General features: G+C 55.4%; 20 protein-coding genes, 4 tRNA genes, 1 other RNA gene and 1 pseudogene. 4 read left to right on the top strand and 22 right to left on the bottom strand.

The window, feature by feature from the left end:
- Nucleotides 1–208: 208 nt before the first annotated feature.
- From Q7C21_RS11855 to trxA, 18 genes and pseudogenes are all read right to left on the bottom strand, one after another.
- Nucleotides 209–338, bottom strand: a non-coding RNA gene (locus Q7C21_RS11855) — RtT sRNA.
- A 32-nt stretch (nt 339–370) separates the two neighbouring features.
- Nucleotides 371–447, bottom strand: a tRNA-Pro gene (locus Q7C21_RS11850).
- A 20-nt stretch (nt 448–467) separates the two neighbouring features.
- A tRNA-Leu gene (locus Q7C21_RS11845) sits at nt 468–554 on the bottom strand.
- Nucleotides 555–570: 16 nt separating this feature from the next.
- Nucleotides 571–646 (bottom strand) — tRNA-His (locus tag Q7C21_RS11840).
- Between the two features lie 98 nt (nt 647–744).
- Nucleotides 745–821, bottom strand: a tRNA-Arg gene (locus tag Q7C21_RS11835).
- Nucleotides 822–979: 158 nt separating this feature from the next.
- Nucleotides 980–1,720, bottom strand: a complete 741-nt coding sequence (gene wecG / locus Q7C21_RS11830; protein WP_375150741.1) for a lipopolysaccharide N-acetylmannosaminouronosyltransferase — start codon at nt 1,718–1,720, stop codon at nt 980–982.
- A 25-nt stretch (nt 1,721–1,745) separates the two neighbouring features.
- Nucleotides 1,746–3,089 (bottom strand): ECA oligosaccharide polymerase, encoded by a 1,344-nt coding sequence (wzyE, locus tag Q7C21_RS11825; RefSeq protein WP_078805041.1) that lies wholly within the window; start codon nt 3,087–3,089, stop codon nt 1,746–1,748.
- Complete coding sequence (locus tag Q7C21_RS11820; protein WP_375150740.1) at nt 3,086–4,153, bottom strand: TDP-N-acetylfucosamine:lipid II N-acetylfucosaminyltransferase; 1,068 nt, start codon at nt 4,151–4,153, stop codon at nt 3,086–3,088. Before Q7C21_RS11820 ends, wzyE begins: the two co-directional genes overlap by 4 nt.
- Nucleotides 4,150–5,400, bottom strand: a complete 1,251-nt coding sequence (wzxE, locus tag Q7C21_RS11815) for a lipid III flippase WzxE (RefSeq protein ID WP_187513415.1) — start codon at nt 5,398–5,400, stop codon at nt 4,150–4,152. The genes Q7C21_RS11820 and wzxE overlap by 4 nt, the downstream gene beginning before the upstream one ends.
- Nucleotides 5,400–6,530: a dTDP-4-amino-4,6-dideoxygalactose transaminase gene (gene rffA, locus Q7C21_RS11810; RefSeq protein ID WP_039658617.1), complete on the bottom strand. Its 1,131-nt coding sequence runs from the start codon at nt 6,528–6,530 to the stop codon at nt 5,400–5,402. The genes wzxE and rffA overlap by 1 nt, the downstream gene beginning before the upstream one ends.
- Complete coding sequence (rffC, locus tag Q7C21_RS11805; protein ID WP_375150739.1) at nt 6,517–7,224, bottom strand: dTDP-4-amino-4,6-dideoxy-D-galactose acyltransferase; 708 nt, start codon at nt 7,222–7,224, stop codon at nt 6,517–6,519. Before rffC ends, rffA begins: the two co-directional genes overlap by 14 nt.
- Nucleotides 7,202–7,318: pseudogene (locus tag Q7C21_RS11800) on the bottom strand (glucose-1-phosphate thymidylyltransferase 2 RmlA2); the annotation flags it as partial. The gene rffC and the pseudogene Q7C21_RS11800, both read right to left, overlap by 23 nt.
- A gap of 86 nt (nt 7,319–7,404) precedes the next feature.
- Complete coding sequence (wecC, locus tag Q7C21_RS11795) at nt 7,405–8,664, bottom strand: UDP-N-acetyl-D-mannosamine dehydrogenase (RefSeq protein ID WP_187513413.1); 1,260 nt, start codon at nt 8,662–8,664, stop codon at nt 7,405–7,407.
- Nucleotides 8,661–9,791, bottom strand: coding sequence for a non-hydrolyzing UDP-N-acetylglucosamine 2-epimerase (wecB, locus tag Q7C21_RS11790; RefSeq protein ID WP_008926425.1), 1,131 nt, complete (start codon nt 9,789–9,791; stop codon nt 8,661–8,663). The genes wecC and wecB overlap by 4 nt, the downstream gene beginning before the upstream one ends.
- A gap of 10 nt (nt 9,792–9,801) precedes the next feature.
- The gene (wzzE, locus tag Q7C21_RS11785; protein ID WP_375150738.1) at nt 9,802–10,851 is read right to left on the bottom strand and encodes an ECA polysaccharide chain length modulation protein; all 1,050 of its coding nucleotides are present in this window, start codon (nt 10,849–10,851) and stop codon (nt 9,802–9,804) included.
- A 30-nt stretch (nt 10,852–10,881) separates the two neighbouring features.
- A complete protein-coding gene (gene wecA, locus Q7C21_RS11780) occupies nt 10,882–11,961 on the bottom strand; it encodes a UDP-N-acetylglucosamine--undecaprenyl-phosphate N-acetylglucosaminephosphotransferase (RefSeq protein ID WP_003851958.1) in 1,080 nt (359 codons plus the stop codon).
- A 280-nt stretch (nt 11,962–12,241) separates the two neighbouring features.
- Nucleotides 12,242–13,501 (bottom strand): transcription termination factor Rho, encoded by a 1,260-nt coding sequence (gene rho, locus Q7C21_RS11775; protein ID WP_003851960.1) that lies wholly within the window; start codon nt 13,499–13,501, stop codon nt 12,242–12,244.
- Between the two features lie 351 nt (nt 13,502–13,852).
- Nucleotides 13,853–14,185, bottom strand: coding sequence for a thioredoxin TrxA (gene trxA, locus Q7C21_RS11770; RefSeq protein ID WP_003851963.1), 333 nt, complete (start codon nt 14,183–14,185; stop codon nt 13,853–13,855).
- A gap of 117 nt (nt 14,186–14,302) precedes the next feature.
- Here trxA and rhlB point away from each other — a divergent pair, with 117 nt between their 5' ends.
- Both rhlB and gppA read left to right on the top strand, forming a co-directional pair.
- Nucleotides 14,303–15,595, top strand: coding sequence for an ATP-dependent RNA helicase RhlB (gene rhlB, locus Q7C21_RS11765; protein WP_003851965.1), 1,293 nt, complete (start codon nt 14,303–14,305; stop codon nt 15,593–15,595).
- Between the two features lie 6 nt (nt 15,596–15,601).
- Nucleotides 15,602–17,086, top strand: coding sequence for a guanosine-5'-triphosphate,3'-diphosphate diphosphatase (gene gppA / locus Q7C21_RS11760; protein WP_003851967.1), 1,485 nt, complete (start codon nt 15,602–15,604; stop codon nt 17,084–17,086).
- Nucleotides 17,087–17,129: 43 nt separating this feature from the next.
- Here gppA and rep read toward each other — a convergent pair whose 3' ends face one another.
- Complete coding sequence (gene rep / locus Q7C21_RS11755) at nt 17,130–19,151, bottom strand: DNA helicase Rep (RefSeq protein WP_003851968.1); 2,022 nt, start codon at nt 19,149–19,151, stop codon at nt 17,130–17,132.
- A gap of 75 nt (nt 19,152–19,226) precedes the next feature.
- Between rep and ppiC the strand changes: the two genes are divergently transcribed.
- The gene (gene ppiC, locus Q7C21_RS11750; RefSeq protein WP_008926423.1) at nt 19,227–19,508 is read left to right on the top strand and encodes a peptidylprolyl isomerase PpiC; all 282 of its coding nucleotides are present in this window, start codon (nt 19,227–19,229) and stop codon (nt 19,506–19,508) included.
- Here the strand turns inward: ppiC and Q7C21_RS11745 are convergent, their stop codons facing one another.
- On the bottom strand, nt 19,509–21,569 hold the full coding sequence (locus tag Q7C21_RS11745; RefSeq protein ID WP_003851971.1) for an AsmA family protein: 2,061 nt from the start codon (nt 21,567–21,569) through the stop codon (nt 19,509–19,511).
- Between the two features lie 63 nt (nt 21,570–21,632).
- On the bottom strand, nt 21,633–22,406 hold the full coding sequence (gene pdeH / locus Q7C21_RS11740) for a cyclic-guanylate-specific phosphodiesterase (protein ID WP_003851972.1): 774 nt from the start codon (nt 22,404–22,406) through the stop codon (nt 21,633–21,635).
- A 279-nt stretch (nt 22,407–22,685) separates the two neighbouring features.
- Here pdeH and Q7C21_RS11735 point away from each other — a divergent pair, with 279 nt between their 5' ends.
- Nucleotides 22,686–23,618 carry a sugar kinase gene (locus Q7C21_RS11735; protein WP_003851975.1) on the top strand — a complete coding sequence of 311 codons (933 nt, stop codon included), beginning with the start codon at nt 22,686–22,688 and terminating at the stop codon, nt 23,616–23,618.
- Nucleotides 23,619–23,715: 97 nt separating this feature from the next.
- Here Q7C21_RS11735 and msbA read toward each other — a convergent pair whose 3' ends face one another.
- Entirely contained in the window at nt 23,716–25,473 is a 1,758-nt protein-coding gene (gene msbA, locus Q7C21_RS11730; protein WP_003851977.1) for a lipid A ABC transporter ATP-binding protein/permease MsbA, read from the bottom strand.
- Between the last annotated feature and the right edge of the window lie 145 nt (nt 25,474–25,618).

Below are 25,618 nucleotides of genomic sequence, written 5' to 3'. Positions count from 1 at the left end.
AGCGTCCCACGCCAGGACGGCGTGGGCCGAGCGGCCATGGATGGCATTAGCGCCTTTCCGATCTGACCGTGTTCCCTTCGCAGACTCGAACTCACAGCAACATTGTTCCACAGCACCCAAGCCGGCCCGGCCCATATCTCCCGCAGACATTCGAATCCACTTTTCTACAGACGAAAAAAACCTGTCTTTTCAGACAGGTTTCTAAAAATGGTCGGCGAGAGAGGATTACACTGCTCTATGAGCAGCGCCCTGCGGGCCGTTGCTGAAGCAACGTTGTCTCGCTTCGCTCGGCTCAAACCTCCTTCGGAGGTCCTCATCCTCTTTTATACAGACGAAAAAAAACCTGTCTTTTCAGACAGGTTTCTAAAAATGGTCGGCGAGAGAGGATTCGAACCTCCGACCCACTGGTCCCAAACCAGTTGCGCTACCAAGCTGCGCTACTCGCCGATTTTTTTAACTGTTTTGCCTGGTGCGAAGAGAGGGACTTGAACCCTCACGTCCGTTAAGACACTAACACCTGAAGCTAGCGCGTCTACCAATTCCGCCACCTTCGCGTTTCCCAGCAAAATCTGGGGTGGCTAATGGGACTCGAACCCACGACAACTGGAATCACAATCCAGGGCTCTACCAACTGAGCTATAGCCACCACAATTCTTAATGTCACAGATTTAAAACCTGCAGCATTTAAATCTCTACTGCCAACCGCGGTAAATCAACCACCGAAGCTCATGCGCACAAACGATATGGCGCGCCCGACAGGATTCGAACCTGAGACCTCTGCCTCCGGAGGGCAGCGCTCTATCCAGCTGAGCTACGGGCGCGTAGCGCCGTTGCGGATGTGCATACTAGAGATAAGCGCCCATCGTGTCTAGTGCTTTTTAAATAAAAAGACGCGTTTGATTACGCTTTGTGCACTTTCTCGACAAATAGTGCATTTCCTCTCTCACAATGCCTAAAAATGCGGCATTTATCAGCAATATCAGAGATCGCCGCGCCAGTGGTAGCGCAAATATTTAAGCAGTTTTAATTGCCTGCGCAGGCGGCTCGGTTGTCGAATCAGACGATAGAGCCACTCCAGCCCCAGTCGCTGCCAGATTTTAGGGGCGCGCTTCACATGACCGGTAAAAACATCGTAGGTTCCGCCTACGCCCATGTAGAGCGCATCAGGACAGTGCGCACGGCACGCCAGCATCAGCAGCTCCTGACGTGGCGATCCCAGCGCTACAGTGACGAGCTTCGCACCGCTAGCCGCAATCCGGGTAAACAGCGCATCCTGATCGGCTGGCGCAAAATAGCCATCCTGCGCGCCAACAATATTCACATTCCACTGGCGGCGTAACTTATCACAGGTTTCATCCAGCACCCGCTGGCGACCACCGATAAGAAACACCGGCGTCCCTTCACGCCCGGCGCGCTCCATCAACGCTTCCCATAAATCTGCTCCCGCAATGCGCTGCACCGACGCCTGCGGATATTTTTTACGAATCGAACGTACAATGCTGATGCCATCGGCATACGCATATTCAGCCTGCGCTAACAGCGTGCGTAATCCCTCATCCCGCTCAGCGGTCAGGATCTTCTCTGCATTGATCGCTACTAAAATACCGCTGCGAACGCGCTGCGGCGGCATCAGAAAATTCACCGCCGACGGCATGTTTTCGAAGCCATACAAATCAACGCCGCGAATCCGGTACTGCGGCGTCTCAGTTAACGTTGTCATATCTTCCGTCAATCCCAGAGGTTAATCAGAGCGGGCTGTGCAACACCCGCCTGCTGCGGTCGCGAATCAAACCTGCGCGATCCAGTAACCAGAAAAGTAATTTAGCTATGCCCAGACAGGCAGCAAAAATGATGCAGAAAAACACCACGCGAGAACCGAACGCATCGAGACCTTCGCGGGCCAGCACAATCATGTTAAATACCGCGCCAAAACAGAAGCTTTGCAGGATGGCGCCGGTGTACCGGTTGGTCTCAAGGCAGCCACGCTGATAGATCGCATCAAAGGCTTTGATAATCATCCCTACCGCGACAGCACCAACTGGAATCGCCCAGACGCCGCCCATCACCACCAGCGATCCAATTAATGTGGGGGAAATCGCCAGGCCAGAATGGTTATTCAGCACTTCCCAGGTGAAGTAGTTCGCACTGTTTAACACCGCCAGCGGCCGATCCGGCCAGAGCCAGGTCGGAATGAAAACGTAGAAATCACGCCACAGCGGCGCCAGACCCTGGAACTCAATGCGGGCGTAGTTATCCAGCAGAAGAGCCAGATTCTCCCACGGTGAGAACGTATCACGCGTCAGATAGAGGAAGGTATAAAACGCTTCATCGCCCATTACGTCGAGGTTATAGCGGCGCAGCGCCAGCCAGAACATCCCCGCAATTGCCAGTACGCCCGCTGTTGCCAGCATCCACAGAGTGATCCAGCCACGGGTGATCCCGATGAACAGGAACAGGGCAAAAGCAATAATGATATTGGCGCGGGTGCCGCCCACCAGTGCGTAGGTCAGCAAACCAAAGGCCACTGTTACCACCAGGAACAGCAGCCAGTTGCGGCGCGTCGGGCTCAGAAAATAGGGGATCAACATCGCCGGAATAAAGAAGTAGAAGAAGCGCTTGAGCGCCACCCCCGAGACTTCACTGGAGAAGATCTGGTTATAGGCAGTCAGGCGGAACAGCAGAAAACCGTTGTGAATGAAAAACACAGTGACGGTTCCCAGCGCCACCAGCGCCAGAATCACGCAGGTCAGGTGCGTTTCAACCCGATTCATCTGCAGCCAGGGCTTCGCCGGTGGCGCACTGGCGGGCTTCAGCCGCACTTTATAACTGACGTAATAAATGGCGTAAAACGCCGTCGCTGACAGCAACGCCTCCAGCAGATTCTCGACCGGCACCACCTCAACATTAAAGCGAAACACCAGCACCGAGGTCAGTGGGAAGCCGAAGTAAAAGGTCAGTAAGAACAGCAGTGTGAAGAACAGATGGAAGTTAAAACGGACGCGCTTAAACTCCCGCCAGGTCAGGGTCAGAATAAAAACCAGCGACAGCATATAGACCACCAGCAGGCCGCCAAACTGCATAAGACTCATGACAACTCCCCTTCGCTGAGCTGTAACGCGGCCCGCCAGCCTGCGAGATACCCCGGCGCAAAAAAGGCGATCGCCTGTTTATCACAGCTCATCAGCTGGCGGCGTGCCTCGGCAATCACCGCAGGCGACAGCGTATCTTCGCTGAACAATACCGGAAGCTGCTGCTCAGCCACATCACGCCAGAACGGATTTTTGCGGGTCAGGATAAACGGCACGTTGGCCTGGATCAGCAGACAAAGTGTTCCCACTCCCTGCTGACGTTCAAACATAAAATAGCCGACATGACAGCGCGCCAGGAGCGCTAAATAATCATCAAACGCCAGATTTTCACGCATCAGATTCACCTGCCCGTCCGGGAACAGTGTCTCTGCTGCAGCCTGAATCTCACTGATGTACGCCTCGTTGCCTGGCGGATAGCCCAGCGGCACCTCGATACGCACCTGTGTGCCAAACTGCGCGCGAATCGCTTTTAAGCCTTCAATGTGCCGGTTACTCGGATCGCCGGAGTTGCCCAGCAGCAGCGTAAACGGCTCTGCGAGATCAGACTCAACAGCGGCGGCGGGCATTCGGGTCGGGAAATAGAGCAGTGAACCCGGCACCCTGCGATGACGCTGCTGGTAGTGATGCAGGTCGCCACGGGTCGCAAAAACCTGAGCAACGCGTCCCTGTGCTAGCCGGCGAACCAGATAGAACAGGCGAAACTTCAGGCTGCGTGAATCTTCATAGAGATCCGCACCCCAGACATGCCAGAAGATTTGGGAACGGCGCAACTTGCCACTGAGTAATGCCAGCCAGATCCACGGGTTAAACTGACCGTGGCAGAAAAAACGCTGCTGACGATGTCTGGCCCGCTGCAGCACCGCCTGCGCCAGCGCTTTCTTGCTGGTAAAGCACTCAATCTGCAATGCACTGAACGGTGCCAGGCTCTCTGGCTGCTGCGTCACTACCATAAAATGGCGTGGCGAAGCCACGGGCTGCTCAACGCTGAGTATATCGTTGAAAAAGCGCAGCACCGTAAGATTGTGGTGGGGAATGTCCGATCCCAAAACGTGAATTAAAGTCATTTTTTCCGGCAGTAAACAATAAAAGCGCCACAACACAGGGCAAAATAAGCCATATAGGTAAACATATAGGCCTGCGCCGCACCTGTCGCGCCATGTAACGGGATCAACCAGCGTGAGAACAGCGTCAGCAACAGAAACTGGCTGATCTCAGTGAGAACATAAAAGCGCAGCGAGGCTTTGGCGATAACCAGATATCCGAAAACATAGGCACCGACTTTAAAAACATCACCGCACAGCTGCCAGACGAAAAGATCGCGCATCCCGCGAAAAGCCTCAGAGAACAACAGGCTGATGGCGAAATCACGCAGCACCCAGACACCAAAACTGGCAACTGCCACGGCGGGCAGTACAAAACGCAGTGCACGGCCAATCTCGCGTGCAATGTCGCGTTTGCTCTCGAGCCGCGCCAGCGTCGGCAGCAGCCAGACGCTAAAGGTTGCGGTGATAAACTGCAGATAGGCATCCGAAATGCTGGTGACACCCTGCCACAATCCGACCTGCGCCCACCCTTCCTGCTCTGCCAGCAGGTTACGCATCAACACCCAGGCGACCGGCAGGGTCACAGCCGTGATCAGCGCCATCAGGGTATATTTTGCCAGATTACGCGCCAGCTCAGGGTGCCATTGCGGACGCAGCCAGCTCAGCGGCAGCGGTGCGCGGCGTTTCAGCATCAGTAGCGCCGGCAGCAGCAGCAAGGCCGGCACCAGTGCCAGGCCAATCAGCGCCCCCTGATAGCCACCCAGCCACCAGCAGAGCAGATAGCCCGCCACGCCAGTCAGGCTGCCGAGAATCAGTGCCAGCGCATTACCGCGCGCATCGCGATAACCCTTCAGCAGCGCCAGGGTAAAGTTGGCCCAGGCGATACCGAGCTGAAGAAAGGCGACGACGCGGATGACGCCCTGATAGCGATCATGACCAAACAGCGCGGTGCTGATGGGTGCCGCCGCCAGCAGAAACAGCAGCGCCAGCACACCGGAAAAGCCCAGCACCATTGCCGATGCCGTGCCCACCATCGCGCGCAGTTGTCCGGGCTGCTGTTGATACTGCGCCACATAGGTGGTGACGCCATTGAAGATGCCCGCGCCCGCCAGCACACCCAGCACGGTGATCAGCTGACGAAAGTTCCCCGCCTGGCCGACACCCTCGGGTCCGAAACTCACCGCCAGCAGTTTGACCACCAGCAGACCAGCCACAATTTTTACCAGCGTGGACGATGCGGTCCACACTGAGGCTCTGGCCAATGACATCAGGAAAAGAAGCTCAGCAGTGAGCTGATAACCGTGCTCTGATTATTATCGGACAGGTTATAGAACAGCGGCAGGCGCAGCAGACGTTCACTTTCCTGCGTGGTATAGCGATCGTCGCCGACAAACTGCGAGAAACGCTCACCGGCTGGCGAACTGTGCAGCGGAATATAGTGGAACACCGTCAGTATCTCAGCTTCTTTCATCCAGTTGATCAGCGCCTGGCGATCGTCCTGATCGCGCAGTTTGATATAAAACATGTGCGCATTGTGTTCACAGCTGGCGGGGATCACCGGCAGGCTGATACGTCCCTGGGCCGCCAGCGGCTGGAGTGCGTCGTAATAGCGCTGCCAGATGCGTAACCGCTGCTGGTTGATGCGCTCAGCGGCTTCCAGCTGCGCCCAGAGATAGGCCGCCTGCAGATCGGCCATCAGGTAGCTCGACCCCATATCGCGCCAGGTATATTTATCGACCTGACCCCGGAAGAACTGGCTACGGTTGGTACCTTTTTCCCGCACGATCTCGGCGCGCTCGACCAGGCTGGCGTCGTTAATGAGTGTCGCGCCACCTTCGCCACCAGCTGTGTAGTTCTTGGTTTCGTGAAAACTGAAGCAGCCAATATGACCAATGGTGCCCAGGGCGCGCCCTTTGTAGCGTGACATCACGCCCTGCGCCGCATCTTCAATCACAAACAACTTATGCTTTGCCGCCAGCGCCATAATGGTGTCCATTTCACAGGCCACGCCTGCGTAATGCACCGGCACAATGGCGCGGGTTTTTTCAGTGATAGCGGCTTCGATCAGCGTTTCATCGATGTTCATGGTGTCCGGGCGCACATCGACAAACACGATGCGCGCGCCGCGCAGCACAAAGGCATTAGCGGTCGAGACAAAGGTGTAGCTCGGCATGATCACTTCATCGCCGGGCTGCAGATCGATTAACAGCGCCGCCATCTCCAGCGAAGCGGTACAGGAGGGAGTGAGCAGCACTTTTTTGCTACCGAAACGCTGCTCCATCCACTGCTGACAGCGACGGGTAAATCCGCCGTCACCGCACAGCTTGCCGCTGTTCATTGCCGACTGCATATAGTCAATTTCTGTGCCCACAATCGGGGGCGCATTAAATGGAATCATGACCTTTCCTGTAAAACCAGTAGGCGGTGCTGTCGAGCCGGGCACCGCTGCGTAAATAGAGGCGCATCGCCGTGAGATTACTCATCTGGGTGGCAACCCGAAGCTGAGCCAGCTGTCTTACCCGCGCCCAGTCCGCCGCCGCCAGCAGCAGTCGCTGACCCACGCCCTGGCCCTGCGCGTCAGGCAGCACGCCCAGCAGACCGATTCGCGCATCGCCGTCTGCCGCGCGCAGCGAAACAAAACCCTTCAACTGACCGGTGGCGTCACTGGCTACCAGGCACTGGTCGTCAAATGTGCCGCGCACCGCATTTTCAATCCACTGCGCATAGAAGCGACCGCTGGCGTCCGGCGCATACCAGGGCGCGCGAAAACGGCTCTGGCTGAAGAGCTGAGATGCGGCATCGCGCAGTGGCGGAATTTGTGCGTCACGCGCAATGCGAATCCCCGCCTGACGTTCCGTCTCTTTAACCGCCAGCGTCAGGTCTGCTTCGCCTTCTGCCAGCTGAAACTGATGCTGCTGCAGCGTATCAATCAGTGCCGTCTCGCTGGCAGCGACTTTCATCTGTATCAGTGCACAGGGATGCCGCAGCGCCTGCTCCAGCGGCGTCTCGCCCTGCGGCTCCAGCCGCACGGTATCAACACCGAAGAATGTGCTCTCCCAGCTAAGGGGATTAATATTGACGTGGACGGGCATGTAATAAATCCAGCAGGTATTGGCCATAGCCAGTTTTTGTCAGCGCTTCACCCGCGGCACGCAACTGGTCATCGCTGAGCCAGCTGTTACGCCAGGGACCAGTTTTACCAGCCGTCTACAGTATAAAGCGCACCAGAGCCGAACCGATAAAACCGGCACCGCCCGTGATCAAAAAGCGCTTCATCGCCACACGCCTTTGGTATCGACAATCCAGTTCTGCTGAACATCGGCGGCGTTGATCGCGCGGAAGGCACGGTGATCGACCAGCATCACCAGAATATCGGCCTGACCCAGCGCCTGCTCGCAGGAGACCAGTTCGGCGTTGACAGCCAGCGAGTCCGCAAGCTGCTCAATGTGAGGTTCAACCACCCAGGTCTTGCCACTGTGCCACTCTGCGATTTTCTGAGTCACGCCCACGGCCGGGCTCTCGCGCAGGTCGTCAATGTCAGGTTTAAAGGCCAGACCAAAGCAGGCGATAGTGACCTCGCTGGCGCGCTTGCCGGTTTGGGTCAGGCAATCCGCCAGCGCGGTTTTCACCTGGTCCAGCACCCACTGCGGCTTGGCGTCATTCACCTCACGCGCGGTGCGGATCAGGCGTGCCAGTTCAGGATTCTGCGCCACGATAAACCAGGGATCGACGGCGATACAGTGACCACCCACGCCGGGACCGGGTTGCAGAATATTGACGCGAGGATGACGATTCGCCAGCGCAATCAGTTCCCAGACGTTAATTCCCTGATCGGCACAAATCAGCGACAGCTCATTGGCAAAGGCGATATTCACATCACGGAAGCTGTTTTCCGTCAGCTTGCACATCTCGGCGGTGCGGGCGTTGGTCTCAACGCATTCACCTTTTAAAAACAGCCGGTAGAGGTCGCTGGCGCGGGCGGAACAGGCAGGCGTCATACCGCCAATCACCCGGTCGTTGTTAATCAGCTCAACCATTACCTTGCCAGGCAGTACGCGCTCCGGGCAGTAGGCGACAAAAATATCGGGCGTCTCACCGTGCTGCGGAAAGCGCAGATCAGGACGCGCCGCAGCCAGCCACTCGGCCATCTGTTCTGTACTGCCCACCGGTGAGGTGGACTCCAGAATCACCAGATCGCCCTTCTTCAGAACCGGTGCGATCGACTCCGCTGCGGCTTTCACAAAGCGCAGATCGGGCTGATATTCATCTTTGAACGGCGTCGGTACGGCGATCAGAAAAGCGTCAGCGGGTTCAGGCTGCGTGGTGGCGCGCAGGTCGCCACGCGTAACCGCCGCATGCACCACTTCATCTAAATCGGGTTCTACGATATGGATCGCGCCACGATTGATGGTTTCAACGGCACGCGCGTTGATATCCACGCCCACCACTTTTTTTCCCTTTGAGGCAAAAACGGCTGCCGTCGGCAGCCCAATGTATCCCAGTCCAATCACGGAGATGGTTTCAAAACTCATAATTCAGCTCTGTTATCTTTTAAGGCTTGTAAAATTCGGCCACAGGCTTTGCCATCGCCATACGGATTATGGGCATGACTCATCGCCTGCCAGGCATCGTCGTCGCTCAGCAATTCACTGACACTGGCCACGATCCTGTCGATATCCGTCCCTACCAGTTTAACGGTACCCGCATCAACCGCTTCCGGACGCTCGGTCGTGTCACGCATGACCAGCACCGGTTTACCCAGTGAAGGCGCTTCCTCCTGAATGCCGCCGGAATCGGTCAGAATCAGCCAGGCACGGTTCATCAGCCAGACAAAAGGCAGATACTCCTGCGGTTCAATCAGAATGATATTCTCAATGCCGCTGAGAATCCGGTTAACCGGCTCGCTGACATTCGGATTGAGGTGCACCGGATAGACGATCTGCGCCTCAGGATGCTGGCGGGCAATCTGCGCCAGCGCGCTGCAGATACGCTCAAAACCGCCGCCAAAGCTTTCACGCCGGTGACCGGTAACCAGCACCAGTTTCTTATCCGGGTCGATAAAGGGATAGCGCGCCGCTAATTGTGCATTCAGATTGCAGTCATCCAGCACCCGATCGCGAACCCACAGCAGCGCATCAATGACCGTATTGCCGGTGACAATGATGCGCGAATCGGGCAGGTTTTCCTGCAACAGGTTCTGACGCGAGCGGGTGGTAGGGGTGAAGTGCAGACGGGCAAGATGACCGGTGAGTTTGCGGTTGCCCTCTTCCGGCCACGGCGAAGCGAGATCGCCGGTACGCAGACCGGCTTCAACATGTCCGACCGGAATTTGCTGATAAAAGGCGGCCAGGCTCGCAGCCAGTGTTGTGGTGGTGTCACCATGCACCAGCACAATGTCTGGTTTGAAATCGAGCAGGACGGTTTTCATGCCCTCTAAAATGCGACAGGTAATCTCAGTCAGTCCCTGCTCAGGGCGCATAATATTAAGGTCATAATCCGGTTCGAGCTTAAACAGACGCAACACCTGATCGAGCATTTCGCGATGCTGTGCGGTGACGCACAGGCGCGATTCAAAAGCAGGATCCTGCGACAGCGCCTGAACCAGTGGCGCCATTTTAATCGCTTCGGGACGAGTACCAAATACGGTCAGAACTTTCACACTGTTTCTCTCACTCATGCGTGTCTGACATCAGACGCGGACGACGTGCCAGCGCCACTCCCGCGCCTGTTAATGCCCCAACGGCACCCCACATAATCATCATGAACAGACGTCGCGGACTGTCACGTGATACCGGCTCTTCCGGTGTGCGCAGATAACGGTAGGTCTGAAACTTGCTGTTCAGTTTTGGTCCGGCCTGCAGCGTGGTCAGCATTGCTCTGTTCTGATCATAGCTGATATCAAAGCTCGGCCCCGTTGCGCGCAGGGTATCCAGCTGGCCCTGTAAAACCGGCTGACCCAGCAGGAACAGATCGCTGTCTGCCAGATTCTCACCCACTTCGCGCGTCTGCTTCTCATTAATGCCCTGCTGGCTGGCGATCTTCAGCGCCTGCTCCAGCCGATGCTGCTGGCGCTGGAACACCGCGTTAGCCACATCTTCCTGACGTTTCACCTGCGCCTGCAGCTGATCGGTACGTACCCGCCAGGCACCTTTTAACTCATCGTTCAGATGACGCGCGGCGCGCTCACTGGCGTAGGCAATGTACTGACGCAGTAAATTATTGGCGTCACCTGCCGTTTCCGCTTTGAGTTTGACGTTATCGGGCAGGTTATGGGCCGCGTCAGCAGGCGTAAACAGGATATTGCCGATCATATCGTCGAGCAGCGCAGCATCGTTATGCGCATTGCCGGTTTTGCGGCTCTTGAAGTAATCCGTCTGTTGCCAGAACTCACGACGCGTATCCCACGACGCGAGTTGCATGATGAACTCCTGATAAACCTGATCCATCACAGTCGGTAACGGTGCTGACAGGGTTAAGGTGTTGCTGCGCGCATCCAGATTGGTCAGGAATTGCTGCTGCGAATAGTATGAACCCAGCATGTTCACCGTGGGACGATCGGTGATCGCGGTGGTGCTCCAGACCTGTTTCAGCAGCAGCGTGACCAGCCAGGCGACCAGAGCAAACAGCAGTGCCAGCCCGATGATCCAGCGTTTGCCACGCCATAAACGGCCGCTCAGGCCGCGAATATCCAGTTCGTTGTCCACAACGTCAGAAGGCATGGAAGAAGTATCCTTTAATCAGCATCGGGTTCATTTATTTTTTGCTTCGCGGTAATGGCTCAGGCGGCGCTTAATGCGCCGGATACGTCGCGCCACGCGCCACGCATGTTTCAGGCAGTAGCCGTAAACCATGAAAGCGCCAAGGAACAACAGCAGCATCACCCACTCCGGAATGAACGCCAGATATTCGCCCAGCACACCGATCCCGGCAAGGATGGCCGCAGCAACAGTTATCAGCACAAAGGCCTGACGTGAGGTGAAACCGGCGCGCATGATCAGATGGTGGATGTGCTGACGGTCAGCCGAGAACGGGCTCATGCCTTTACGCAGACGACGATACATAATCGCCACCATATCCATCAGCGGAATGGCAATAAGCCAGAGTGCGGTGACGGGGGTAATGGGATGGCTCAGGCCCTGCGTTGTTTCCAGCAGAATCCAGATAATGGTGAAACCGATCATGGTACTGCCGGCATCACCCATAAAGACTTTGAAGCGGCGGCCAAGGAAGCCAAGATTAAGCAGAATATAGGGCAGCGTGGCGGCAATCATCGCAAAACACCACATCGCAAGGCTGGTCTGGCCATCGAAGTAGAGGATGATTCCCATGGCGGCAAAGGTGACGGAGGAGAGGCCGCCCAGCAGACCATCGATGCCATCCACCATATTAAAGGCGTTGATTGCAGCCCAGACGGCAAACAGTGTCAGCACATAGCCAAAGGGGCCAACGATAAGCTCGAACGGACCGACGATAAAGCCCAGGCTGAGCAGATAAAGTTTTGCGCCAAACATCATCACCAGCGCGACAATGGCCTGCACGACCGCGCGAAATTTGACGCTGATATCGAAACGGTCATCCAGTGCGCCAACCAGCACCAGCACCCCTGCGCAGCCCAGATAGAGCATCGCGTGTGGCAGGTAATAGTTGGTAATGGCAAACGTAAAGCAGATACCTGCGAACACAGAAATGCCGCCCACCAACGGAATCGCGCCATGATGGCGTTTACGTGAGTTAGGCTTATCAACTAAACCAATTTTTTTAGCTGCTTTTCGAGCAAAAAAGAGGAAAGCCAGGGAAAAGAGAAAAATTAATCCAAGCTCAGTACTCATAGTGAGTAAATTCACGTTAAACGCTCTCAGCTAACATCCCGCACAACAATACGCGAAAAAACGCGCCGGTCGCTGTGTCGGATTCCGAATTCTGCATTAAGAGACAGACGAACGGTCAAAAGTTCGCCATCACTACCACAGTCATTATAAATGCTCCTGCCAGTGTTCAATCCTATAGCTCACAAATGAAAAACGCCACGTTGAGACGTGGCGTAAGGTCGATTTTCTGCGCATCTGGACTAAAAAAGCCGAATCTGTGCTTCGGCCTGGCAATCCCGGATTAAGAACGCTTCATCATGTCGAAGAATTCATCATTGGTTTTGGTCATCGCCAGCTTGTTGATGAGGAACTCCATTGCGTCGATTTCGCCCATTGGGTGAATAATCTTACGCAGGATCCACATCTTCTGCAGCTCTTCCTGAGAGGTCAGCAGCTCTTCTTTACGCGTACCAGAGCGGTTGTAATCAATTGCCGGGAAGACGCGTTTTTCAGCAATTTTACGGGCGAGATGCAGTTCCATGTTACCGGTACCTTTAAACTCTTCGTAAATCACTTCGTCCATCTTCGAACCGGTATCAACCAGCGCGGTCGCGATGATGGTCAGGCTACCGCCCTCTTCCACGTTACGTGCAGCACCAAAGAAACGCTTTGGACGATGCAGGGCGTTGGCATCCACACCACCGGTCAGGACTTTACCTGAAGCAGGAACCACGGTGTTGTAGGCACGCGCCAGACGTGTGATTGAGTCGAGCAGGATGATGACATCTTTCTTGTGTTCAACCAGACGCTTGGCCTTTTCGATCACCATTTCAGCAACCTGAACGTGGCGTGAAGCTGGCTCATCGAAGGTTGAAGCGATAACTTCGCCTTTCACCAGACGCTGCATCTCGGTCACTTCTTCCGGACGCTCATCGATCAGCAGCACCATCAGCACGCAATCCGGGTAGTTATACGCCAGGCTCTGCGCGATATTCTGCAGCAGCATGGTTTTACCGGCTTTCGGCGGTGCCACAATCAGACCACGCTGACCACGACCGATCGGTGAAGCCAGATCGAGTACGCGTGCGGTTAAATCTTCCGTTGAGCCATTACCCCGCTCCATACGCAGACGTTTATTTGCGTGCAACGGCGTGAGGTTTTCGAACAGAATCTTATTACGCGCGTTTTCCGGCTTGTCGTAGTTAACTTCGTTAACTTTCAGCAGCGCAAAATAACGTTCACCTTCTTTTGGTGGACGGATTTTGCCAGAGATGGTGTCACCCGTGCGGAGGTTAAAACGGCGGATTTGGCTGGGAGAAACGTAGATATCATCAGGGCCGGCGAGGTAGGAGCTGTCTCCGGAACGGAGGAATCCAAATCCATCCTGAAGGATCTCCAGCACGCCATCACCGAAGATGTCTTCGCCGCTTTTTGCGTGTTGCTTCAGGATTGAAAAGATAATGTCCTGCTTGCGCATACGAGCCTGGTTTTCCAGTCCCATATTTTCGCCGAGAGTAATCAGCTCAGCAACCGGCGTATTCTTTAATTCGGTAAGATTCATAGTGATGGGTTCTTAAACTCGGGGTAATACTCGGAATGTTTGTCGTGAGTGGTATGGCAATTAATCCATGCCGTTAATGGCTCTTTTCGGCTCTTCCCGACGATCATCGTATGGAATGGCGATCGGTATGCAAGAAGGTGTCCGAATGTGATGCCAGAGTTGGAGCTAACCGTAAGATTGCTGAACCGTTCTATCTTTATAAGGTACAGGGCGACAGGGTTCAACAAGGGAAAACTTTAGATGCTAACTACAAGGTAAGTTCGTAATGCAGTATTGGTAACTTAGCACGCCTGAAAGTGAACGTCCAGCAGCAGGAGATAAATTCACCACTGCCAGACATTCAGTCCTGCATTACGCCAGATTGGCGTTCAGGAACTCTTTCAGCTGGCCTTTAGACAACGCGCCCACTTTGGTCGCGGCGACTTCGCCATTTTTAAACAGCAGCAGCGTCGGGATACCACGAATGCCATACTTCGGTGCCGTGCCTGGGTTATCGTCAATATTCAGCTTAGCGATGGTCAGCTTGCCATCATACTCTTCTGCAACTTCATCAAGGATTGGCGCGATCATTTTGCAAGGACCACACCATTCAGCCCAGAAATCTACCAGTGTAACGCCGTCGGCTTTCAGCACGTCGGTGTCGAAACTGTCATCAGTCAGATGAACGATTTTATCGCTGCTCATGTTTTACTCCACAAGATTATGCCTGGCGAATTGGCGTAAAATATACCAATGTTGGTTGACTTTATTTCATCGGATACGCTTTCGTAAAGCGATAGTAAGCTGATATTCTACCACACTATGAGCAAAACACACTTAACTGAACAGAAGTTTTCCGACTTCGCCCTGCACCCAAAAGTCGTGGAAGCCCTTGATACTAAAGGCTTTCAATACTGCACGCCGATTCAGGCGTTAGCTCTGCCTTTTACGCTTTCAGGGCGTGATGTTGCAGGCCAGGCGCAAACCGGTACCGGCAAAACGATGGCGTTTCTGACGTCAACGTTTCATCATCTTCTCTCTCATCCTGCGGCGGAAGGCCGTCAGGTTAACCAGCCACGGGCATTAATTCTTGCGCCGACGCGTGAACTTGCTGTGCAGATTCATGCAGATGCCGAACCCCTTACCGCCTCAACCGGCCTGAAACTGGGTCTCGCCTATGGCGGAGACGGGTATGACAAACAGCTGAAAGTGCTTGAGCAGGGCGTTGATATTCTGGTGGCAACCACCGGTCGCCTGATCGACTACGCGAAACAGAATCACGTTAACCTCGGTGCTATTCAGGTTATGGTGCTGGACGAAGCCGATCGCATGTTCGATCTCGGCTTTATTAAAGATATTCGCTGGCTGTTCCGTCGCATGCCGCCGGCTACCCAGCGTCTGAGCATGCTGTTCTCGGCCACCCTTTCTTATCGCGTCCGTGAACTGGCATTTGAGCATATGAACAGTGCTGAATATGTGGAAGTGGAACCGGAACAAAAAACCGGCCATCGCATTCAGGAAGAGCTTTTCTATCCGTCTAACGAAGAGAAAATGCGCCTGCTGCAGACCCTGCTGGAAGAAGAGTGGCCCGATCGCGCCATTATTTTTGCCAACACCAAGCACCGCTGTGAAGATGTCTGGGGCCACCTGGCTGCTGATGGACACCGCGTCGGCCTGCTGACCGGCGACGTTGCTCAGAAGAAGCGTCTGCGTATTCTGGATGACTTCACCAAAGGCGATGTAGATATTCTGGTCGCAACTGATGTTGCAGCTCGCGGCCTGCACATCCCGGCGGTAACCCACGTCTTTAACTACGATCTGCCAGACGACTGTGAAGATTATGTTCACCGTATTGGCCGTACCGGTCGTGCGGGCGCCAGCGGACACTCTATCAGCCTGGCCTGTGAAGAGTACGCGCTGAACCTGCCTTCGATTGAAGAATACATTGGCCATAGCATCCCGGTCAGCAAGTACAGCAGTGAAGCGTTGTTAACTGATTTACCGCCGCCTAAGCGTCTGCAACGCAGTCGTTCCGGCAACGGCCCGCGTCGCGGGGGAAATAACGCCAATCGTCGCGGCGCGCCTCGCAACAACAACCGTAAACGTTCAGGTTAGGGCACCATGCTAAGCGCATCGTCACTTTATGCAGCGATTGATTTAGGATCTAACAGCTTTCATATGTTGGTGGTGCGCGAGGTATCTGGCAGTATTCAGACCATCGCAAAAATAAAGCGCAAGGTTCGCCTTGCTGCCGGCCTGGATAAAAATAACCTGCTGTCAGCCGATGCGATGTCGCGTGGCTGGCAATGCCTCAGACTCTTCTCTGAACAACTGCAGGATATTCCCCCCGATCAGATTCGCGTGGTGGCGACCGCCACATTGCGTCTGGCTGCCAATGCGCAGACCTTTCTTGATACGGCTCAACAGATTCTCGGCTGTACTATCAACGTTATCAGCGGTGAAGAAGAGGCGCGCCTGATCTATCAGGGCGTGGCCCACACCACGGGCGGGTCCGACCAGCGTTTAGTGGTCGATATCGGCGGCGGCAGCACCGAGCTGGCCACCGGCGATGGCTCACATGCTTCGGTGTTGTTTAGTCTGTCGATGGGCTGTGTGACGTGGCTGGAGCGCTTCTTCAGCGATCGTCACCTGGCCAAAGAGAACTTTGATCAGGCCGAACTGGCGGCGCGTGAGATGATCCAGCCCGTGGCAGCGCAACTGCGTGAACAGGGCTGGCAGGCCTGTGTCGGGGCATCCGGCACGGTTCAGGCACTGCAGGAGATCATGGTGGCGCAGGGCATGGATGAGCGCATCACGCTGAATAAACTGCAGCAGTTGAAGCAGCGCGCTATTCAGTGCGGCAAACTGGAAGAACTGGAAATCGAAGGGCTGACGCTGGAGCGGGCGCTGGTCTTCCCCAGTGGCCTGTCGATCCTGATCGCCATCTTCCAGGAACTCAGCATTGATAGCATGACACTGGCGGGCGGCGCACTGCGGGAAGGACTGGTCTACGGCATGCTGCATCTGCCCATTGACCGCGATATCCGCACCCGCACGCTGCACAACGTCCAGCGCCGTTTCAGCATCGATGTCGAACAGGCAGACCGCGTGCGTCAACTGGCAGAAAGTTTCTTCCGTCAGGTTTCTGCGCCGTGGAAGCTGGATCAGCGCTGCCGTGAGCTGTTGCTCAGCGCCTGCGCGATCCACGAAATCGGCCTGAGCGTCGACTTCCGTCATGCGCCACAGCACGCGGCGTATCTGGTCCGTCACCTCGACCTTCCCGGCTTCACACCGGCGCAGAAGAAGCTGCTGGCCTGTTTGCTGCAAAACCAGAGCGGCAGCATCGACCTGGCGTTGCTGACCCAGCAAAACGCCCTGCCGCCGCGTCTGGCGGAAAGGATGTGCCGTCTGCTGCGACTGGCGATTATTTTCTCCACCCGCCGTCGCGACGACACCCTGCCTGCTGTGCGGCTACAGGCAGACGACGATGCCCTGCATCTGACCCTGCCCGCAGGCTGGCTGGAAGCGCATCCGTTGCGCAGCGAACTGCTGGAGCAGGAAAGCCACTATCAGTCTTACGTCCACTGGTTGTTAACCCTGTCGTAATGGTACCCGTGTGAGGCGAAATGTCTTCGCCTCCTGCACCGGTTTAACTCTTTTTCGCCTTATCCAGCATCGCTCTCAGACCGGCGACACGGCTCTGTCCGGTTTTCATCCGCTCTTCCGCGCTGACCACTTTGCGCTCGGTCTCCCATTGCAAATCGTCCTGCGGCAGCTCCAGCAGAAAACGGCTGGGTTCAGGCCGGATTAACTCGCCATATTGCCGGCGTTCACGACACAGGGTAAAGGTCAGCTCTTTCTGCGCCCTGGTGATCCCGACGTAAGCCAGCCGTCGCTCCTCTTCGATATTGTTCTCATCAATGCTGCTCTGATGCGGCAACAGCCCCTCTTCCATGCCCACCAGGAACACATAGGGGAACTCCAGTCCTTTAGAGGCGTGCAACGTCATCAGCTGTACCTGATCCAGCTCTTCATCACTTTCACCGCGTTCCATCATGTCGCGCAGAGTAAAGCGCGTTACCACCTGCGCCAGCGTCATCGGCTCATCAATATCAGTGCCTTCCAGCATTTCTGTCATCCACTGAAACAGCGTGTTGACGTTCTTCATCCGCATTTCGGCGGCTTTCGGACTGCCGGAGGTTTCGAACAGCCAGCTTTCGTAGTCGATGCCGCGGATCAAATCGCGCACCGCATTCACGGGTTCACGTTCAGTGAGCTGGATAATCTCATTCAGCCAGTGGGTGAAGCGCTGCAGATGCTCCAGACCACGGCCACTTAGCGTCTGCCCCAGGCCGACATCAAAACTGGCATTAAACAGGCTCTTGCTGCGCAGATTGGCCCACTCACCGAGCTTCTGCAGCGTAGCCGGGCCAATCTCACGGCGCGGCGTATTGACGATACGCAGGAACGCGCTGTCATCTTCAGGATTGGTCAGCACGCGCAAATAGGCGAGCAGATCTTTGATCTCGGGTCGCGAGAAGAACGAAGTGCCACCAGAGATGCGATAAGGGATGCGGTTCTGCATCAGAAACTTTTCAAAGGTCCGTGACTGATGATTGCCGCGATAGAGGATCGCGTAATCTTTATACTGCGTCCGGTTGATAAAGTGATGTGCGATCAGTTCGCCGGTCACCCGTTCCGCCTCATGCTCTTCGCTGTTAGCGGTCAGCACTTTCAGCTCGCTGCCCTGCCCCAGTTCCGAAAACAATTTTTTTTCAAAGACGTGCGGGTTGTTAGCAATCAGGATATTCGCCGCCTTCAGGATGCGCTGCGAAGAGCGGTAGTTCTGCTCCAGCTTCACGACCTCCAGCGCAGGGAAGTCCTGATTCAGCAGCACCAGATTCTGCGGCCGCGCACCACGCCAGGAGTAGATGGACTGATCGTCATCGCCGACCACCGTGAAGCGCGCCCGTGCGCCAACCAGCAGTTTAACCAGCTCATACTGACTGGTGTTGGTGTCCTGATACTCATCCACCAGCAGATAGCGGATACGCTGCTGCCAGCGTTCACGCACCTCCTGATTACGCTGCAGCAGCAGCGTCGGCAGCAGAATCAGGTCATCGAAATCGAGCACGTTGCACGACTTAAGATGCTGGCTGTAAAGGGCATAGCAGTGAGCAAAAATATTATCCTGTTGCGAACGCGCCAGCGCGGCGGCACCCTGCGGATCGATCAGATCATTCTTCCAGTTCGAGATGGTGGAAATGAGTTGCTGTAACAGCGTCTTATCCTCTTCCAGCCACTCTTTGGTCAGCTCTTTCAGCAGCGCAAGCTGATCCTGATCGTCGAACAGGGAGAAGTTGGACTTCATGCCCAGCGCCGCGGTTTCGCGTTTGATGATCTCCAGTCCCAGCGTATGGAAGGTCGAAATCAGCAGGCCGCGTGCCTCTTTGCGGCCCAGGGTTTGCGCCACACGCTCTTTCATTTCGCGCGAGGCCTTATTGGTAAAGGTCACCGCAGCGATATGGCGCGCCTGATAGCCGCATTCACGAATCAGGTGGGCGATTTTATTGGTAATCACGCGGGTTTTGCCCGATCCCGCGCCCGCCAGCACCAGACAGGGACCGGTAACAAATTCGACGGCACGTTGTTGGCTGGGGTTTAAACGCATAGGAGAAATCGCCTGATTAGATCAAAAGAAAGGGGTTTATACTGGGCGGCAATTATACACAACCGAGATATCAACATGGCGAAAACCGCGGCGGCTTTACACATCCTCGTTAAAGAGGAAGCGCTGGCAAAAGAGATTCTGGCGAAACTGGCGAAAGGCGGCAATTTTCAGGAGCTGGCAAAGAAGCACTCAACCTGTCCTTCCGGCCGGAAGGGTGGCGATCTGGGCGAGTTCCGGCAGGGACAGATGGTACCGGCCTTTGATAAAGCGGTCTTTACCTGCCCGCTGCTGACGCCTTACGGGCCGGTAAAGACCGGCTTTGGTTATCACATTATCAAAGTGCTCTACCGCAACTAGTTACTTCTTCTGCTTCATCTGCTGCAGGACGGTGCTGCACTGGTTATCTTCGTTATCACTTGGAGAGATCAGTGCCAGCAGCGCCGCTGCAGGACCTACGACCGCGCCCAGCGCCACGGCAGCGGCACCACGCGCCAGCAGTGGCCCCGTTTTCACGCCCGCATCAGGATTTTTAAAGGTGCCGCGCACATAGAGCGGCGAGCGCAGCGTCACGATGCGAATGCCTTTACTCTCCGGATTCACCGACAAATCAAGCCGCTCGCTGGCGAAGTTTGCGTTGCCGGAGACATTGATAATCGCGTTCTCGGTGTCAAACACAAACAGGTTGGGCGTTGCCACACCATTCTGCAGTTTGAGATCGGTGGCGGCGCAGTTGATGCGCACCTGGTCATCGCCAAACAGTTTACCCACCACATAGTTACCGACATTGAGACCAGCAATTTCCATCAGGCTGCGGCTGATCAGACCGTCATTCATCAGCAGTTTGAGTTGACCGTTACTGGTTCCCAGCAGGTCGGCCACTGAGTTACCGGTGCCGGTAAAGCTGGCATCGCCATTGAGCTGGCCACGGCTGTTCTTCATCGCCTCCACCGTCGGGAAGAGCTGACGCAGTTGCAGCTTACGAACATGAAGGTCAACCCGACCGCGCATTGGCGAGTGGTCACCCTCCAGTCGGATAGTGCTGTTGAGATTGCCGCCCGCTACACCAAAGCGCAGCGGATCCAGCAGCAGATCGCCGTTTTTCATCTGTAAGTGGGTATAGAGATCGCTTAACGGCAGTGAATTACTGTGTTCGATCCGTTTGCCGCTGAACTTCACGTCGGCATCCATCACATCCCAGTTTTTGGTCTCGAATTTATCATGCGGCAGCACGCGATCAGCAGGCTGGTTCGATTTCTCACCGCGACGCGCTTTGGCCTGCGCGGTTTTTTCACTGCCTTTACCGGAGTCCACGCCAATGAGTGGACCCAGATCGGCCATACGCAGTTGCTCAGAGGTCATTTCGCCGCTGAGCGTCGGGCGAGGTTTGACCTGGCTGTAGATCAGCGAGCCATGAATATCGCTGTCACCAATGTGACCATTGAATTTCTCATAGCGGTAGACCGCGCCCTTTTTACCATTGAATTTCGCTATCAGATGGCCGTCAGTTTCATAAGGCGGTGTGTCAGGCAACAGAACACCGGTCAGGCCATAAAGATTAGCCAGCGTATCGCCCGAGAAGCGTAGTCGCACGTTAAGCCCGCCGAGGTTCATTGGATCCTGCAAACCGCCAGTCACCTGAACCCGCGTGGTGCCGTTGCGCACATCGGCCTGAATCGGGAAGGGGGTGTTCTGGCTTCGCAATGACAGCATGCCCCCAATCTTGCCGTCGCCAGTGAGTTTCTCGTTGTTGTAGGTGCCGCTGGCCTGCCAGCCAAAGACAAAGTCGCCTGCGCCTTTCTGCTGGTCATCGCCTCCGGCGATCTGCGTATACGGCACCGGTTTGCCCAGTGGATTGACCTGTACCGTGACATCGGCGCGGTTAATGGCGTCGCGATAACGAATCTGGCCCTGATCAAACAGAATATTATCCAGACGGAAGGACCAGGCCGATGGCGCGGCATTCTTCTCATCCTTGTCGCTGTCAGCAAGGGTAAAGGTCCAGTTGTTCTTTTTATCGGCGGTCTGGATCAGTCGCGCATCGGGTCGCTGCAGCTTAATCCACGGGATGAACAGCTCTTTATGCAGTAACGACAGGGGTGACAGCGTGGCGTCGACACGCTGCAGATGCACCATGGTGACGTCAGAAATGTCAGGCGGGTTGCCCAGCATAATATCTTCCGCATGGATCTGCGGCCACGGCACCCAGCGCCGCCAGCCTGCCTCGTCGCGATTTCGTGCCCAGTCGATGCCCAGATCCCCGCGTATCGCAAAGGGACGGTTTAATTCTGTTGAGACTTTCTGATTAATGGTGGGCTTCAGGCGGTTCCAGTCAAAGGTAGCGATCACAACGATAATCACCACAATCAACAGCACCAGAATACCTGCTACCCAGCTGACGATTTTCCCGGTACGCGACATTACGCTTTCTCCTTGCACATTCACGGTCTGCGTTAAAGATAGTCGAGACCACGAGCAACGGCATCAGGGAAGCTGGAGAGTGAGGTGATTCAATTCAGAAAAGGGGACGGGACGCGAAAAGTAATAGCCCTGTGCAGCAATCGCAGGCGACGCTTTGACCTGCTGCCACTGCGCTTCCGTTTCCACCCCTTCAACAATGACACCGTTACAGTAACGATTAATCAGCGCAAGCAGCATCGAAAAGAGACTCCGCCCTTCATCCGTCGTGCCCAGCATAATAAACAGGTCGCGCGACAGCTTGATGTAATCATATTTCAGTTCAGTCAGCGCTGAGAAATTTGCCATACCTGAACCAAAATCATCCAGCCACAGCGGCCCCAGTTCCGGTATTTTCGCCACTTTCTCCTCCTGCGGCAGCGCCTGATGCTCGGTGAGCTCAAACCGTATCCAGGGCAGCTGGGCAATCAGGCGGCGAATGGCGGGTCGTTGCTGAATGGCGAGCAGTGAAGGACCGTCTATGTTGACCGAAGCGACCATATCACTGCGCTTAAAAAATTCGCTCCATTCTGCCAGCAGTTCAAGCTGCTCATGCACGACATCCAGGCGCCGGGCAATATCGAGTCCGGCAAACCAGGCTTCAGGCGAAAGATTCCGTTCCGGTTCAGAAGGATGCGACACGGCGGTCAGGAGTTCAATGGCAAGTAATTGACCGGTAACCCGGTAGATGGGCTGAAACCGATAGCGTCGATGACATTGTTGCCAGAAGAGCGGGGTTTCCGGGTGGAGTTTAAGGTCGTTTGAAGACGGCAGCCATTGGCTAATACTCTCCATCACCATGCTATTTCCCTGAGTGGTAACAAGTCCCCAAAATGGGTGACTGAGCGATTATCAAAAGTGCCTGTGATATTAAGATGAACGGCATGGCAATATAAAACGGCGAGTTTATCAGCCGTCTCGCTAACATAATCGGCTAAACAAGCCGACGTTAGCCGCGTTTATCTGCCAGATCGAGGCTGTTTCATGCCTTAAGTTAAATTAAAACGGCGTTTTAAAATCATTGACGTCTGCCATACCAGACGCGAGACTAGGACGATATTTCACTACAGGTCTGAAACCATGACGCACAAGAAAATCGCCATTATTGGCGAATGCATGATTGAGCTGTCCGAAAAGGGTGAGAACATCAAACGGGGCTTTGGCGGCGATACGCTTAACACGGCAGTTTATCTCGCCCGCCAGGTCGATGAGCAGCAGTTGCGGGTCGATTATGTCACTGCGCTGGGAACGGATTCGTTCAGCGATCAGATGATCGCCGCCTGGCAGCAGGAGAAGGTGAATACGGACCTGATCCAGCGCCTCGATAATAAGATGCCGGGCCTGTATGTGATTGAAACGGATGCCGATGGCGAGCGTACTTTCTGGTACTGGCGCAGCGATGCTGCGGCGCGTTACTGGCTTGATAGCCCGCAATCTGAGGAGATAGCCGGGCAATTGTCGCACTACGATTATCTCTATCTCAGCGGCATCAGTCTGGCTATTCTGCCGCCGTCCAGCCGTGAGAAGCTAATGACGCTACTGGCCCGTTGCCGGGCAAATGGCGGCAAGGTGATTTTTGATAATAACTACCGCCCGCGTTTATGGGCCGATCGCGCCAGTGCGCAGGCTGCGTATCGCGCCATGCTGAACTGTACCGATATCGCCTTCCTGACACTGGATGATGAGCATCTGCTGTGGGGCGAAGCGCCGCTGGAAGAGGTTATCGCGCGAACCCGTCAGGCGGGCGCCAGCGAAATCGTGATTAAGCGCGGTGCCGATTCCTGTCTGGTGGTCACCGGCGATGCGCCGCTGATTGATGTGCCTGCGGTGCGTCTGGCGAAAGAGAAGGTGATCGATACGACTGCTGCCGGTGATTCATTCAGTGCCGGGTATCTGGCGCGCCGTCTGACCGGGGCTTCTGCGGAGGAAGCCGCGCAGCGTGGGCATCTGACAGCCAGTATCGTGATTCAGCATCGCGGCGCGATAATTCCGGCAGAGGCGATGCCTGAATGATGCTGTAGCCGTTAGCGTCGTGAAGATCGATCGGCGAATGCAGATGACGAAAAATGCGCCCGGAGGCGCATTTTTTAGCTTCTGGCATTCACACCTTTTACGCACACAGCGGCTGACTGAACTGCATCTTATAGAGCCGTGTATACGCGCCGTTCTTCTGCAGGAGCTGCTGATGCGAGCCGCGCTCCACAATCCTCCCCTCCTCTACCAGCAGAATTTCATCGGCCTTTTCAATGGTCGAAAGCCGGTGAGCGATGATCAGCGTGGTCCGGTTCTGCTGCAGCGTCTCCAGCGCAGACTGAATGGCGCGTTCAGATTCGGTATCCAGCGCCGAGGTCGCCTCGTCGAGGATCAGAATTGGACTGTCGCGCAGCAGGGCGCGGGCAATCGCAATGCGCTGGCGCTGTCCACCCGACAACAGCACCCCGTTCTCTCCAATCACTGTATCCAGCCCGTTATCCATTTTACTAATGAATTCCATAGCATGAGCCATCTGTGCCGCCTTTTCGATCGCCTCGCGGCTGAAGACGTCGGTACGGGCATAAGCGATGTTGTTGGCGACCGTGTCGTTGAACAGGTGAACGTGCTGAGAGACCAGTGCCACCTGCTCACGCAGCGAGGCCAGGGTGTAATCACGCAGCGCATGACCATCCAGCAAAATCTCTCCGCTGTCGATGTCGTAAAAGCGTGTCAGCAGGCTGGCGAGAGTCGATTTACCCGAACCGGAACGGCCCACCAGCGCCACAGTTTTACCGGCGGGAATGGTCAGGTTAATATGCTCCAGCGCGGGCGTTTCCGATCCCGGATAGGTAAAGGTGACATCGCGAAATTCTATATTGCCGGTCGCGCGTTCAACCACGTATGTTCCCTCATCTTTCTCCTGTTCAGTATCCAGGATGGCAAACAGTGTCTGACAGGCAGCCATACCGCGCTGGAACTGGGCGTTAACGTTAGTCAGTGACTTTAACGGACGCATCAGCATCAGCATGGCGGAAAACACCGCACTGATAGAACCCGCCGTCAGTGTGGCCATCACAGAGGGAAAACTCGCCGCATAGAGCACAAAGGCGAGCGCAGAGGAGGCGAGCAGCTGAATAATCGGATCGGAGAGCGAGGTCGCTGAGACCATTTTCATCCCCTGGCGACGCATGTTGTTGCTGACCTGTTCGAAGCGGGTCGTCTCGACCTGCTGGCCGCCGAACATCAGTACCTCTTTATGGCCTTTCAGCATCTGCTCTGCATGAGACGTTACCTGCCCCATGGTGTTCTGCATGTTCTTGCTGATACCGCGAAAGCGCCTGGAGACGATGCGAATCGCCAGCGACACAATGGGTGCCAGCACCAGCAGGATCAGGGAAAGCTGCCAGCTGTAGTAGAACATCATCACAAACAGGCCAAGAATAGAGGCTCCCTCACGGACCACCGTCACCAGCGAACCGGACGAAGAGGAGGCGACCTGTTCGCAGTCGTAGCTGATACGTGAGAGCAACGTGCCGGTTGATTGCTGATCAAAAAAAGCCACCGGCATGCCCATCATATGGCTGAACAGTCGACAACGCAGCGCCATGACCACTTTGCCTGACACCCAGGAGATACAGTAACTGGAGATATAGCCGCTCACACCGCGGACCAGGATCAGCCCGATAATCACCAGCGGCATCCAGATCAGAATGCCGTGGTTATTCCTGCCAATCACATCGTCAAGCAGCGTCTTCAGCAACGTCAGCATCAATGGATCGATTGCTGCGTTGACGATCAGGGCGACACCCGCAACCACCAGCCCCAGTCTGAAGGGAGAAATCGTCGGCCACAAACGAGAGAAGGTTTGCCGGGTAGAGAGATCGTTATCAAACATGGAATTCATCTTACCGTTGTGAATGAACGGCTGATGTTATGTTAAACCTCATCAACCAACAGGAAACTGCCCGACGCTGAACATTCCCAAATGAGACTGGCACTTAAGCCCCTGCAGCGAAGTGAACGTGATTCTGGCGGTAAAA

It is taken from the genome of Pantoea sp. ANP04 (assembly GCF_041982285.1).
GTDB classification, from domain to species: domain Bacteria; phylum Pseudomonadota; class Gammaproteobacteria; order Enterobacterales; family Enterobacteriaceae; genus Pantoea; species Pantoea eucalypti.
Note: the sequence above shows the minus strand (reverse complement) of the source record. Positions and strands in the feature narration are given on the sequence as shown.